Raw genomic sequence first — 13,729 nt, forward strand, 5'->3', positions numbered from 1 at the left:
GGCAGGGGAGCCATGCTCTCCTGCCCGTTTCGTTTGATGATGAGACCTGTCAGGGCAATCAAGGAGCCAATGTGCGGCAATATACTTTTCGGCTGGCCCTCGGCCGCGATGAGATCATGCTGATGTATCAGGGGCAGGCCAAGCGGTTGGTGGTGCGCACCGAGCAGGGGCTGACCCTGGAGCTGGGGCTGGAAAAAATCCGCGCCTTCGTCGCCACCAACGGTGTCCACGGCCATTTCCGGCTGATCACGGAGGATGATCACCGCTTTGTGAGGCTAGAGAGAGTCAATTAGCGTCGAATAATCTAGCGATCCTCGCCGAGATGGGGAGTGGGGATGACCGCTTTTGGCGATAAAGCCAGCAGGGAATTCTGCCTGTTTCTGTAAAACGCATAAATTAACAAAACTTGAACATATTTCCGGGTAAATATCTGCTTTAAGTCACTATCTATCCGGTTAATTTGCTTAAAGGCAGTGAGATTTTCTGATTTTTAGCGACTTGGCAAAATTTATCACAACCCAAGCCGTGATCTGCCCCTTGTTTTTAACATCCCGTTATCACCTTTGCTCGCCTTCCTGGATCCAAGCCATTACACTTCGCTGCAACTCTGTACCGGCGCGCATCCTGGGTGGATGTCGCCGTGTCTGTGATGTCGTCCGAAAAGGAAACTAGCAATGGCATTGAAAGACGCCCCTACCTCAGTTCTGCTCGAAAACGTTCTCAGCCTGATCCATCAAAAACTGCCCAAGAAGAGTGCTTCCCTGGTCGAATGTTTCGTTGCCAAGTTTTACGGCAACATGGCCAGCACAGATCTGCACGATCGCAATGACAGCGATCTCTATGGTGCGGCGCTGAGCCTGTGGAATGCACTCAACCAGCGCACCGACACTGAGCCCTATATCCGGGTCTACAACCCCGAGCTGACCCGCCACGGATGGCAGTCTCCCCACACCATTGTCGAAATCATCCTGCAGGATTCTCCCTTCCTGGTGGACTCCATCCGCATGGCCTTGAAGCGCCTGAACATCACGGCCCACATGATGCTGCACCAACCGCTGCACCTCATCCGTGGCGCCGAAGGCAAGATCAGCGCCATTCTGGATCTGGACAACACAGCCGAGCAGACCTCGGTGGAGACGGCGTTTCTCATCGAGATCGATCACCTCACCAGCGAGGAGCAGATGGAGGCGCTGACCGCCGAGCTGAACTCGGTCGCCGGCGAAGTGGCGCTGGCGGTGGGGGACTGGCAGCCCATGCTGGCGCGCCTCAACGAGATCATCGAAGAGCTGCCAAAGCGCAAGAACCCGGTCAGCCAGGCCGAGGTGGATTCGAGCGTCGCCTTCCTCAAATGGGTGGCGGCCAATAACTTCACCCTGATGGGCTATCGCCGCTACGACGTCAAGGCGGTGGAGGGGGATCACGACATACTGCCGCTGCCGGCCTCGAGCCTGGGTCTGATGAAGAACTCCATCAAGGACGAGGGCCAGCGCCTTGGCAACATGCCTGCCAGCGCCCGCCACGCGGCCCTGAGCTCTGACTTGCTGATCCTCACCAAGTCCAACAGCAAGGCCCGGGTACACCGTCCGGCCTACGTGGATTACATCGGCATCAAGCGCTTCGACGAGCATGGCAAGGTGGTGGGAGAGGATCGCTTCATCGGTCTCTATGCCTCCTCCATCTACAACACCAGCGCCACCCAGATCCCGCTCATCAGCCATCGCCTCGAGCGCATCATGGCCGCCTCCGGTCACGAGAAGGGCTCCCACGCCTACAAGGCACTGCTCAACGTGTTGGAAACCTACCCGCGCGATGAGCTGATCCAGGCTCGTGAAGAAGAGCTCTTGGCCACCGGTCTCGGGGTGCTGGAGATGCAGGAGCGCGACATGCTGCGCCTGTTCGTGCGCCGGGATGTGTACGGCCGCTTTTTCTCCTGCATGGTCTATGTCACCAAGGAGCGCTACAACACGGCGCTGCGGGTCAAGACCCAGCAGATCCTGCAGAAGTATTTTGGCAGCAACGACGAGGTGGAGTTCAACGTCTACTTCTCCGAAGGCGTGCTGGCCCGGACCCACTACATAGTGCGGGTCAACAATAACAACGTGGATGTGGATGTGAACGAAGTACAGAACAACCTGATTGAAGCCGCCCGCAGCTGGGATGATCGCCTGGATTCCGTGCTGCTCTCCCACTACGGTGAGGCCCGTGGCAACGCCCTGCGCCGCCGCTTCAGCACCGCCTTCCCCCGCGCCTATAAAGAAGACGTGCTGCCGGGCTCCGCCGTGGCGGACATCATGGCCCTCGACGGTCTGAGCGAAGCTGAGCCGCTCGGCATGTTGTTCTACCGCGCCCAGGAAGAGGAGAACGATCGCCGGGTGCGGCTCAAGCTGTTCCACCGCGCCGAGCCCATTCACCTCTCCGACGTCTTGCCCATGTTGGAAAACATGGGACTGAGGGTCATCGGTGAGACCCCGTATCAGGTGCGTACCCCCACCGGCGAGGTGTTCTGGATCCTGGACTTCTCCATGCTGCTGCGCGGCGATCAGCCCTTCGACTTGGAGCAGAGCCAGCAGCGCTTCCAGCAGGCGTTCGCCGCGGTCTGGAACAAGACCCTGGAAGATGACGGCTTCAACCGTCTGGTGCTGGGGGCCGGCCTCTGCGGCCGTCAGGTCTCGGTGCTGCGCGCCTATGCGAAATACATGCGCCAGACCGGCGTCTCCTTCAGCCAGTCCTATATCGAGGAGACGCTGACCCGTTACCCCGACATCGCCCAGCTGTTGTTCACCCTGTTCGAGCAGCGCCTCAATCCCGGTATCAAGCAGGACGCCAAGGCCGAGGAGACCCTGCACGCAGAGCTCGCCGCCAAGCTGGATCAGGTGGCGAACCTGGATGACGATCGCATCATCCGCCGCTACATGGAGATGATCGACGCCACCCTGCGCACCAACTTCTATCAGAAGGACAAGGCGGGCAACATCAAGCCTTACATCTCCTTCAAGCTGGCCCCCGCCAGCATCACCGACATGCCGCTGCCGCTGCCGAAATTCGAGATCTTCGTCTATTCGCCACGGGTGGAAGGGGTGCATCTGCGCTGGGGTAAGGTCGCCCGGGGCGGCCTGCGCTGGTCCGATCGCAAGGAAGACTTCCGCACCGAGGTGCTGGGTCTGGTGAAGGCGCAGCAGGTCAAGAACACCGTCATAGTGCCGGTCGGCGCCAAGGGCGGCTTCTACTGCAAGCAGATGCCGGTGGGCGCGGCCCGTGCCGTCATTCAGGAAGAGGGCAAGGCCTGCTACCGCCTGTTTATCCGCGGCCTGCTTGATGTCACCGATAACATCATCGGCGGCGAGGTGATCCCGCCCCGTGATGTGGTACGCCACGACGAGGATGACTACTACCTGGTGGTCGCCGCCGACAAGGGCACCGCGACCTTCTCCGACATCGCCAACGAGATAAGCCAGGAGTACGGTCACTGGCTCGGCGATGCGTTCGCCTCCGGCGGCTCGGTCGGTTATGACCACAAGAAGATGGGCATCACGGCGCGCGGCGCCTGGGAGTCGGTCAAGCGTCACTTCCGTGAGCTTGGCATCAACTGCCAGACCAGCGACTTCACCTGCGTGGGCATAGGCGACATGGCCGGCGACGTGTTCGGCAACGGCATGCTGCTCTCCGAGCACACCCAGCTGGTGGGCGCCTTCAACCACATGCACATCTTCATCGACCCGACCCCGAACGCCGCTAGCAGCTTCGTCGAGCGCAAGCGCCTGTTCGAGCTGCCGGGTTCGAGCTGGGAAGACTACAACAAGGAGCTCATCTCCGCAGGGGGCGGCATCTTCCTGCGCTCGGCCAAGTCCATCAAGCTGAGCCCGCAGATGCAGACCCTGCTCGGCACCGACAAGACCGGCATGGCCCCGAACGAGCTGATCAAGGCGCTGCTCTGCCTGAACGTGGATCTGCTGTGGAACGGCGGCATCGGCACCTATGTGAAGAGTGCCAAGGAGAGCGACACAGACGTCGGCGATCGTAGCAATGACGTGCTGCGGGTCAACGGTCGCGACCTGCGTGCCCGCATCGTGGGGGAGGGCGGCAACCTCGGCTTCACCCAGCTTGGCCGGGTGGAATACGCGAGCCAGGGCGGTCACATCAACACCGACTTCACCGACAACGTGGGCGGGGTGGATTGCTCCGACAACGAGGTCAACATCAAGATCCTGCTCAACCAGCTGGTGGCGGCGGGGGACATGACCCTCAAGCAGCGCAACCAGATGCTATACGAGATGACCGACGAGGTGGCGCAGATCGTCATCACCAACGCCTACCGTCAGTCCCAGTCCATCTCGGTCACCAGTTTCCGTGGCGCAGAGCAGCTCAAAGAGCAGCAGCGCTTCATCCAGGGCCTCGAGCGTGAAGGCAAGCTGGACCGCGCGCTGGAGTTCCTGCCCTCCGACGAGGAGCTGTCCGAGCGGATGGCCGCCGGCCAGGGGCTGACCCGTCCCGAGCTCGCCGTGCTGGTGGCTTACGGCAAGATGGTGCTGAAAGAGCAGCTCAACTGCCCGGAAGTGATCGACGAGCCCTTCCTCGCCAACATGCTGGTGGCCAGCTTCCCGGCCCAGCTGCAGCAGAAATTCGGCGCCCAGCTGGCCCAGCATCCGCTGCGCGGCGAGATCATCGCCACTCGCGTTGCCAACATGCTGGTCAACGACATGGGGCTGAACTTTGCCAGCCGGATGAAGGACGAGACCGGTGCCTCCGTGGCTGAAGTGGCCTGCTGCTTCGCCATGGCCCGCGAGGTGTTCGGTCTGGGCGCCCTGTGGCGTGACATCGAAGGGTGCGACAACCTGGTGGATGCCAACACCCAGCTCGAGCTGATGTTCTACAGCCGCCGCATCGTGCGCCGCGCCACCCGCTGGTTCCTGCGTGCCCGCAACCGCAGCTGGAGCATCGGCGAGAACATCGCCTTCTTCCGCCCGGCCTTCGAGACCTTGGCCCAGCATCTCTACGAGGTGATGGACGAGAGCGAAGTGGCCGAGCATCAGCAGAAGGTCGCGGAGCTGGTGGCCAAGCAGGTGCCTGAGCAGATCGCCCGTCAGGTGGCGCACATGAGCAGCCTCTTCTCCAGCCTGGATCTGGCGCAGATCGCCGCTGAGCACAAGACCGACATAGTGCGCGCCGCCAACGTCTACTACCGCCTCGGCGCCAAGCTGGATCTGCACTGGTTCCTGGAGCAGATCAACCATCAGCCGGTGGGCAACCACTGGCAGGCGATGGCGCGCTCCTCCTTCCGCGAGGATCTGGACTGGCAGCAGCGCAGCCTCACGTCTGTGGTATTGGAAGGGTGTAAAGAGCAGGGGGAATGCGCTACCATACTGGCCGACTGGATTTCGGAGCATGAGCAACTCTTGTCCCGTTGGACCCATATGTTGGCCGACTTCAAGACCACCAGCACTCACGAGTTCGCCAAGTTCTCGGTGGCCTTGCGAGAGTTGAACCTGCTCCAGTTGAATTGCCGAACGTCGATTTAACGTTTATTGGCATCATCAAATCAAAAGCCCCGGCCAGTTGCCGGGGCTTTTTTTAAGGAGCAAACATGCTGTACCCTCTCGCCAGGCATTTCCTGTTCAAGCTCAATCCGGAACAGGCGCACGATCTCTCCATCAAATATTTGCCCCGCCTCCTCGGTACGCCACTCGATTGTTTCTTCCGCCATTCATTGCCCAAACGCCCCGTCACTTGCATGGGGCTTAATTTTGCCAATCCGGTGGGTCTTGCCGCGGGCCTGGATAAAGACGGCGAATGTATCGACGCATTTGGCGCCATGGGGTTCGGTTTTATTGAAGTGGGTACCGTGACCCCCAAACCCCAGAGCGGAAATGACAAGCCTCGCTTGTTCCGGGTTATTCCGGCAGAGGGGATCATCAACCGCATGGGATTCAACAACAAGGGTGTCGATCATCTGGTCGCCCGGGTGCGGGAAGCCAAATATCAGGGCGTCATCGGCATCAATATCGGCAAGAACAAGGACACCCCCATCGAGCAGGGCAAGGATGATTACCTGATCTGCATGGACAAGGTTTATGATCATGCCGGTTATATTGCGGTCAATATTTCCTCCCCCAACACCCCGGGTCTGCGTCAATTGCAATACGGTGAGGCGCTCGATGAGTTGTTGGCGGCGCTGAAGGTGCGCCAGCAGGAGCTCGCCGCCAAATATAAGAAGTATGTGCCCCTTGCCGTTAAAATTGCGCCGGATCTCAGCGTCGATGAAATAAACCAGGTGGCCGAGTCCTTAATCAAAAACGGGATCGACGGTGTCATTGCCACCAATACCACCCTGGAGCGCGACATGATTTATGACTTGCCCCATGCCGGTGAGGCGGGTGGCCTGAGCGGTCGTCCCCTGCAGCACAAGAGCACAGAAGTGATCCGCCAGCTGGCCAAGGCGCTGGATGGCGCCCTGCCGATTATCGGGGTAGGGGGCATCGACAGTGCCATGGCCGCCCGGGAGAAATTGGCCGCGGGTGCCACTTTGGTCCAAATTTACAGTGGCTTTATTTATAAGGGCCCGGCACTGGTGAAAGAAATAGTCACCCATATTTAAAAAATAATCGGTTACCCTTATTTAAAGTTGCTCAAATTCTCGACATGGAATAAAGTCGAGTAACGGCTTAAGTAAGGGTAACCTCATGTGCATCCAACCCAATGACAATTGGCAGTGGCATTATGACGCTCAAGATGATCGTCTGATGCTGGATTTATCCGATCGCATGATATTCGCCACCGAATATAAGGGGCGGCAGCTTGTCCCCGCGTCCTTCACTACCCAGCCATTCTGTGTGGACGATGCCGCCCTCTATTATCAGCTGATGGACAAGATTGCCGAACTCGATTGGAGTACTCCCCATCAGGTTCAACTGGTACTTAATGCCATCGCCGTCAGCCGCTTTTATAAACCCCTGATGCCACAAAGCTGGTTCTTTAATGAACAGCAAGCCCATTGCCAGTTGGAGACGGGGACGATCGTCACGATGCAAACCGCCCACGGGGTGGGGGAATTTATGGTGATCGAGGCGGGAGATCAGGCGAGCGTCTGTCTGAATCTGACCGAGGGGTTAATTCTGACCACCAGCAAGACGCTGCCAAAGTTTGGGGTGATCAAGGTGATGAATAATCGCATGCAGGCAAGATCTCGCCCGGCGGCGCAATATCGTCAGGTCAGCTGACGGATAACATAACCGTCAGACAGACGGGTTATTGCTGTTTATTTTTTATCCCTTTCTCTCATTCCGATGCCCCGCTTATTTCGACGGACGAATGGCTAAAGGGCTAATAGAGACGATGGACATCCGGTGTCTCTATGCTTGTCTCGTCAGACCCTCATCTCGCCAGCCATGTCGCAGTCCGTCATGCTGCCTGCCATCGCTTAAACAGATCAAAGTCACTGCCAGGTGACCTGCTGGCCGTATACCCACCCTTTGCAGGCCTATTCTAGGGGATATACCCCCAATCCCTGACGTTCCTTGCCCAAGGTCGCCCGTTATATTCCGGTGGGGCCCAAGGTTCGGATGCCGAGTGCGGGCCGATAAGGTATAATGCGGCACTATTTTTATGGCATCCCCGTGAGCGTGATGAAAGAATTTTTTGCAACCTGCCCCAAGGGGCTGGAAAACCTGTTGGCCGATGAGCTGACCACCCTGGGCGCAGAGCAGATCCGTGAGACCGTTGCCGGCGTGCATTTCAAAGGCGAGCTGGCCATTGGCTACAAGGCCTGCCTGTGGAGCCGTTTCGCCTCCCGCATCGTGCTGGTGCTGTCCGAATTCCAGATGAACGACGATCTGGATCTCTATCTGGGCGCCCACACCATCCCCTGGGAAGAGCACTTCTCCGGCACCGCCACCATCGCCGTGGACTTTACCGGTACCAACCCGGCCATTCGCAACACCCAGTACGGGGCGCTCAAGATCAAGGATGCCATCGTCGATCGCTTCACCAAGCGCGGTCACGTGCGCCCGGACATCGACAAGAAGTCCCCGGACATTCGCATCATGGCGCATCTGGGCAAGGGCAAGGCCAACATTACCCTGGACCTGTCCGGTCCCGCCCTGCACCAGCGCTTCTATCGTCAGGGCACTGGCGAGGCGCCGCTCAAGGAGAACCTGGCCTGCGCCATGATTGCCCGCAGCGGCTGGGCCGGTGAGCCCATGATGGACCCCATGTGCGGCTCCGGCACCCTGCTGATTGAAGCGGCCTTCATCGCCGCCGACATGGCACCGGCCCTGCGCCGCGAGCGTTTCGGTTTCGATCGCTGGCTGCAACACGATGGCGAGCTGTGGCAGAGCCTGATGATGGAAGCCCAGGTGCGTGCCAAGCGCGGCATGCAGCGCTGCGAAGTGAAGCTGTTTGGTTGCGATGCGGATACCCGGGTGCTGATGAAGGCCCGCGACAACGCCAAGGCCGCCGGCGTGGTGCACCTCATCACCTTCAAGCAGGCCGATGTGACTGCCCTGGAGAACCCGCTGCCGCCCGCCGCCAATGAAGATGAGGCCCGCCAGGTCGGCATGCTCATCTCCAACCCGCCCTACGGCGAGCGTCTGGGGGAGTTCCCGGCGCTGTTGGAAGTACACCAGGCGCTCGGCGATGCCCTGCGCCGCAGCTTCCAGGGCTGGCGCGTCTCCATTCTGTCCGCGTCCCCCGAGCTTTTGAGCTGCCTTCGCCTGCGGGCCGACAAGCAATATCGCCTGTTCAACGGGGCGCTGGAGTGCCAGCTGCGCAACTACCAGATTGCGCTGGACTCCGTCGCCTCCCAAAAAGAGGTGGCCCAGGACTTTGCGAACCGTCTTCGCAAGAACCTCAAGACCCTGGAGAAGTGGGCGAGCAAGGAGAACCTCGACTGCTACCGCATCTATGACGCGGATCTGCCGGAATACAACGCCGCCATCGACCGCTACAAGGATTACCTGGTAGTGCAGGAATACGCCGCGCCCAAGGACATCCCGGTCCAGAAGACCCGCCAGCGTCTGCTCGACATGGTGCAGGCCGCCATCAAGGTGACCGGCATGGACGGCGAGAAGGTGATCCTGAAGGTGCGCGAGCGTCAGGAAGGCAAGCAGCAGTACCAGAAGCTGTCCGAAGAGCAGCACAGAATGGAGGTGCAGGAGTACGGCGCCCGTCTGTGGGTCAACCTCTACGACTACCTGGATACCGGCCTGTTCCTGGATCACCGTCAGACCCGTCGTATGCTGGGTCAGATGGCCAAGGGCAAGCGCTTCCTGAACCTGTTCGCCTACACCGGTAGCGCCACTGTACACGCGGGCCTTGGCGGGGCGAGCGAGACCACCACGGTGGACATGTCTCACACCTACCTGAACTGGGCCCAGGACAACATGCGCCTGAACTCGCTGGTGGGCCGTCAGCACAAGTTCGTGCAGGCAGATTGCCTCAAGTGGCTGTCGGAAGCCGATGGCCAGTACGATCTCATTTTCATCGATCCGCCCACCTTCTCCAACTCCAAGCGGATGGACGAGAGCTTCGACGTGCAGCGGGATCACCTGGTGCTGATGCAGCACCTCAAGCGCCTGCTGGCGGCGGATGGCACCCTGGTGTTCTCCAACAACAAGCGCCACTTCAAGATGGACCTGGCCGGTCTCGAGGCCGCCGGTCTCAAGGCGCAGAACATCACGGGCAAGACCCGTCCCAAGGATTTTGAGCGCAACCAGCACATTCACAACTGCTGGATCATCACCCACGCGCCCGAGGCGAGCGCCGAGTGATGCTGACCCTGTTTCACACCGACGGCTGCCACCTGTGCGAACAGGCCTGGGGGCTGGTGGAGCAGGCAGGACTCGCGGGCCAGACCCGGCGCGCTGACATCATGACAAATGATGCCTGGCTCGCCGCCTATCGGGTGCGCATCCCGGTACTGAGAGACGAGGCTGGCCGAGAGCTGGGCTGGCCCTTCACTGGGGCGGAACTGCGCGCCTGGGTCGCCGCAAGCGCCTCCGATGGCGCGGTATAAAATAGCGAAAAAGTGGGGCTAGATAGCATCTAACCCCGCTTTTTCATCAGGTAATGAGGAATATTCATGGCTTTATTAACATTGCACGACGCTTGTCTGTCGTTCAGTGACTTCCCGCTGCTGGACAAGGCCGAACTCGCCATCGAGCGGGGGGAGCGTCTGTGTCTGGTGGGCCGCAACGGGGCGGGCAAGTCCACCCTGATGAAGGTGATCGCCGGCGAGCTGCCCCTCGATGATGGGCGCGTGGTCTTGCAGCAGGATCTGAAAGTGACCCGTCTCGAGCAGGATCCGCCCCCCTCGAGCGAGCTGACCGTGTTCGACTACGCCGCCGAAGGGCTGGCCGGAGTAGGGGAGCTGCTCAAGCAGTATCACCACATCTCCATTGAGATTGGCCACGATCCCTCCGATGCCAATATCCGCAAGATGAGCGAGCTGCAGGAGCAACTCGATTATCACAACGGCTGGCAGCTTGAGACCCGCATCAGCCAGGTGCTGACCCTGCTCAATCTGGATCCCGACGTGACCCTGGACAGCCTCTCCGGCGGCTGGCTGCGCAAGGTGGCGCTGGCCCGGGCCCTGGCCTGCGATCCGGATCTGCTGCTGCTGGACGAGCCGACCAACCACCTGGACATCGAGGCCATCCACTGGCTGGAAGATTTCCTGAAAGATTTCCGGGGCGCCATCGTCTTCATCTCTCACGATCGCGAATTCATCCACAAGCTGGCGACCCGGATCATCGATTTGGATCGCGGGGTCATCACCTCCTGGCCAGGTAATTACGATCAGTACCTGCAGGGTAAAGAGGAGTGGCTGCGAGTCGAGGAGCTGAAAAACGCCGAGTTCGACCGCAAGCTGGCCCAGGAAGAGGTGTGGGTCCGTCAGGGCATCAAGGCGCGCCGTACCCGTAACGAAGGCCGCGTGCGTGCCCTCGAGGCGATGCGCATGGAACGCAGTCAGCGCCGCGAGCTGCAGGGCAAGGCCAAGCTGCAGCTGGACGAGGTCAACCGCTCTGGCAAGCTGGTGTTCGAGACCGAAGGGCTGGGGCTGGACTTTGGCGATCGTACCCTGTTCCAGGGGCTGGACTTGCAGGTGCTGCGCGGCGACAAGATTGCCCTGGTCGGCCCGAACGGGTGCGGCAAGTCGACCCTGATCAAGCTGCTGCTGGGGCAACTCGCCCCCAGCCGGGGCCTGGTCAAGGGTGGCACCAACCTGGAAGTGGCCTATTTCGATCAGTACCGCGAGCAGCTCGATCCCGAGCAGACAGTGGTGGACAACGTGGGGGAGGGCAAGCAGGAAGTCATGGTCCGTGGCCGCTCCCGCCATATCCTCGGCTACCTGCAGGACTTCCTGTTCGAACCCAAACGGGCGCGTACCCCGGTCAAGGCCTTGTCAGGGGGTGAGAAAAACCGTCTACTGTTGGCCAAGCTGTTCCTCAAACCCAGTAACTTGTTGATTTTGGATGAACCAACCAACGATCTGGATGTCGAAACGCTGGAATTATTGGAAGAGTTGCTGACAGACTACCCCGGCACCCTGTTGCTGGTCAGTCACGATCGCCGTTTCATCGACAACACTGTGACCGGTTGCTGGCTGTTTGAAGGGGATGGGCGGATCAGCGATTATGTGGGCGGTTACGCCGACATGATGGCGACCCGCGCCCTGCAAGAGACGCAGCACAGTCAGCAGCAAGCCGCCAAGACGGCCCAGGCCAAGGTGGCAGAGCCTGTCGCAGTGGCGCAGGAGCCGGCGAAAAAAGGACGTAAACTCTCTTACAAGTTGCAACTGGAGCTGGATAATCTGCCGGCCCGGCTGGAACAGCTGGAGACAGAACTCGATGCCCTGCAGGCGGAGGTCAACCATCCCGGTTTCTTCTCCCTGCCGAGCGATCAAACCCAGCTCAAACTGGATGCACTGAATGCGGCAGAGGCCGCATTGGAACACGCCTTCTCCCGTTGGGAGGAGTTGGAAGCGTTGAAACATCAAGACTAAGGAAGTAGATGAAAAAGCAATTATCCATACTGGCCATCCTGGTCGGCGCCAGCCTCAACGCGCAGGCGGCACAAAGCTCCTTTTTCACCATCGTCGATAACGAAGTCAAGGGCTATGCCAACGGGATCAGCACCGATGGCAGCGGACTCATCGGTATCAATGCCAAGAACAACACGGCCGAGTACTTCTCGACCGTGCAGTTTGCCGACTTCCTGGTCGATCGCTTCCGGTTTGAACAAGGCTGCATGCTGTCCAGCTCCGTCTGTGACTCCTTCTGGGACGACAACAGCACGGGCAACTTCGCCTACCAGTGGCGCCTGGATTTCCGTGCCAACACGGACCAGCGCAGCAACGTCGGCTACGTGGTCAGCAATGAGACCGATGGTCTGGTGACCGCCCTCGGCGATACCCCAGCCGATCGCGTCGGCTACAAGATGGCCGGCAAGGTGCGTACCGCCTTTGCCGTCGTGGCCGATGGCAACCAGGTAGAGCTCAAGGATGCCGCCAGCACGCAAAACCTGGCTCACAGTCTGAGTGTGCCGGCTGCCATCAAGAAGCTGAATAACGGCCAGTACCTGGTGACCGGGACCGCGGCCAGCGGCCTGAATCACGTGGTCAACGGCGACTTCTACCGTTACTGCTTCGAAGGCAATGACGATCAGGGTGGCGACTTCCGCTACTGCCCGGGTGTCGACACCCAGGCGAGCTTCTGGCTGCTGAACGGCTCCGGTGGCTTCAACAAGCTGATGCAGGCTGGCAACTATGCCAATGGACGGGACTCCGTGCTGCAGACCGCCTCTGCGCTCGGCGCCGTCGAATTGAACGGTACCCTCTATGGCGTGGGCTACAGCTCCACCGGCGAGTATGGCTCTGGCGATCTGGATGGCCGCAACCTGGCCAGCTATTGGACCCTGGATCTGAACGCCGGCACAGTGGGGGCCACTCAGGTCATCCCCTTGCCGGAAGGTCAGCCAGGCAAAGACGATGCCAAGCTGCAACACAGCTGGGCGGTGGCGGTCAACGACAACGGCTATGTGATCGGCAACCAGCGTTATCGCATCAACAAGGGTCAGAACCGACCGGTGGAGATGTTCCTGTATAACTTAAATACCCCGACCAACTCGGCCGTGGTGCCCTTGCAGGACAACCCGCTCTCCGGCTCTGGTTCGGAAGCGGCCGGTATCAACGATCACAACATGGTGGTCGGTTGGCGCGATTCCCGCCATCAGACCCAGCCCGTGGTCAATGGCACCAACCGCATGCAGGAAGCCTTCCTGCTCAACGCGGCGGCGCCAAGCAACAGCTGGTACCTCAACGATCTGATCTGTGGTCTGGATGACGCGGGTGCCAAGCAGTGCGCCCAGAACGGCAAGTTCTATCATATCGCCTTCGCAAGCGGCATCACTGCCGACGGCACTATCGCTGCGACCGCTTATCGCTACGACAGCGAGAGCGATCTGAAGAACCGCATCAACGCGACCGTGGTCGCGGTGAAGCTGGCCCCGACCGTGAAGGATTATCAGGGCAATGCACCCGCCAGCTATGTGGTGAGCAATGCGCCTGCCAATAACCAGACCGGGCAGGATAGCGAAGGCGGTGGCGGCGGCAGCCTGTTCTGGCTGACTCTGCTGGCCGTGCCCTTCGCCTGGCTGCGCCGTTATCAGCGCTAAAAAAGGGTGTCATTAAAAGTTAATGCAGTTCAGTATCTTGTGTCACATTGGCTGAATAGCATGA

At 59.9% G+C, this 13,729-nt stretch carries 8 protein-coding genes; all 8 read left to right on the top strand.

Annotated features, from left to right (window positions below):
* Nucleotides 1-71 precede the first annotated feature (71 nt).
* The 8 genes from CUC44_RS01725 (at nucleotide 72) to CUC44_RS01760 (ending at nucleotide 13,665) form a co-directional block, all read left to right on the top strand.
* A complete protein-coding gene (locus tag CUC44_RS01725) occupies nucleotides 72-293 on the top strand; it encodes a DUF2835 family protein (protein ID WP_100858285.1) in 222 nt (73 codons plus the stop codon).
* Nucleotides 294-674: 381 nt separating this feature from the next.
* Complete coding sequence (locus CUC44_RS01730) at nucleotides 675-5,516, top strand: NAD-glutamate dehydrogenase (protein ID WP_100858286.1); 4,842 nt, start codon at nucleotides 675-677, stop codon at nucleotides 5,514-5,516.
* A 65-nt stretch (nucleotides 5,517-5,581) separates the two neighbouring features.
* A complete protein-coding gene (gene pyrD / locus CUC44_RS01735) occupies nucleotides 5,582-6,592 on the top strand; it encodes a quinone-dependent dihydroorotate dehydrogenase (protein WP_100858287.1) in 1,011 nt (336 codons plus the stop codon).
* An 85-nt stretch (nucleotides 6,593-6,677) separates the two neighbouring features.
* A complete protein-coding gene (locus tag CUC44_RS01740) occupies nucleotides 6,678-7,214 on the top strand; it encodes a cell division protein ZapC (protein ID WP_100858288.1) in 537 nt (178 codons plus the stop codon).
* Nucleotides 7,215-7,583: 369 nt separating this feature from the next.
* Nucleotides 7,584-9,761: a bifunctional 23S rRNA (guanine(2069)-N(7))-methyltransferase RlmK/23S rRNA (guanine(2445)-N(2))-methyltransferase RlmL gene (gene rlmKL, locus CUC44_RS01745; protein WP_167388742.1), complete on the top strand. Its 2,178-nt coding sequence runs from the start codon at nucleotides 7,584-7,586 to the stop codon at nucleotides 9,759-9,761.
* Nucleotides 9,761-10,006: a glutaredoxin family protein gene (locus CUC44_RS01750; RefSeq protein WP_100858289.1), complete on the top strand. Its 246-nt coding sequence runs from the start codon at nucleotides 9,761-9,763 to the stop codon at nucleotides 10,004-10,006. Before rlmKL ends, CUC44_RS01750 begins: the two co-directional genes overlap by 1 nt.
* A gap of 66 nt (nucleotides 10,007-10,072) precedes the next feature.
* Nucleotides 10,073-11,995, top strand: a complete 1,923-nt coding sequence (uup, locus tag CUC44_RS01755) for an ATP-binding cassette ATPase Uup (RefSeq protein WP_100858290.1) — start codon at nucleotides 10,073-10,075, stop codon at nucleotides 11,993-11,995.
* A gap of 8 nt (nucleotides 11,996-12,003) precedes the next feature.
* Nucleotides 12,004-13,665, top strand: coding sequence for a DUF3466 family protein (locus CUC44_RS01760; RefSeq protein ID WP_100858291.1), 1,662 nt, complete (start codon nucleotides 12,004-12,006; stop codon nucleotides 13,663-13,665).
* The last annotated feature ends 64 nt before the right edge of the window (nucleotides 13,666-13,729 follow it).

It is taken from the genome of Aeromonas lusitana (genome assembly GCF_002812985.1).
In the GTDB taxonomy this organism is placed as follows: Bacteria; Pseudomonadota; Gammaproteobacteria; order Enterobacterales; family Aeromonadaceae; genus Aeromonas; species Aeromonas lusitana.

Coding starts and splice junctions, on each gene's coding strand:
- rlmKL (WP_167388742.1), top strand. CDS start 7,584: ATGCGGCACTATTTTTATGGCATCCCCGTGAGCGTGATGAAAGAATTT.
- CUC44_RS01730 (WP_100858286.1), top strand. CDS start 675: ATGGCATTGAAAGACGCCCCTACCTCAGTTCTGCTCGAAAACGTTCTC.
- uup (WP_100858290.1), top strand. CDS start 10,073: ATGGCTTTATTAACATTGCACGACGCTTGTCTGTCGTTCAGTGACTTC.
- CUC44_RS01750 (WP_100858289.1), top strand. CDS start 9,761: ATGCTGACCCTGTTTCACACCGACGGCTGCCACCTGTGCGAACAGGCC.
- CUC44_RS01740 (WP_100858288.1), top strand. CDS start 6,678: ATGTGCATCCAACCCAATGACAATTGGCAGTGGCATTATGACGCTCAA.
- CUC44_RS01760 (WP_100858291.1), top strand. CDS start 12,004: ATGAAAAAGCAATTATCCATACTGGCCATCCTGGTCGGCGCCAGCCTC.
- pyrD (WP_100858287.1), top strand. CDS start 5,582: ATGCTGTACCCTCTCGCCAGGCATTTCCTGTTCAAGCTCAATCCGGAA.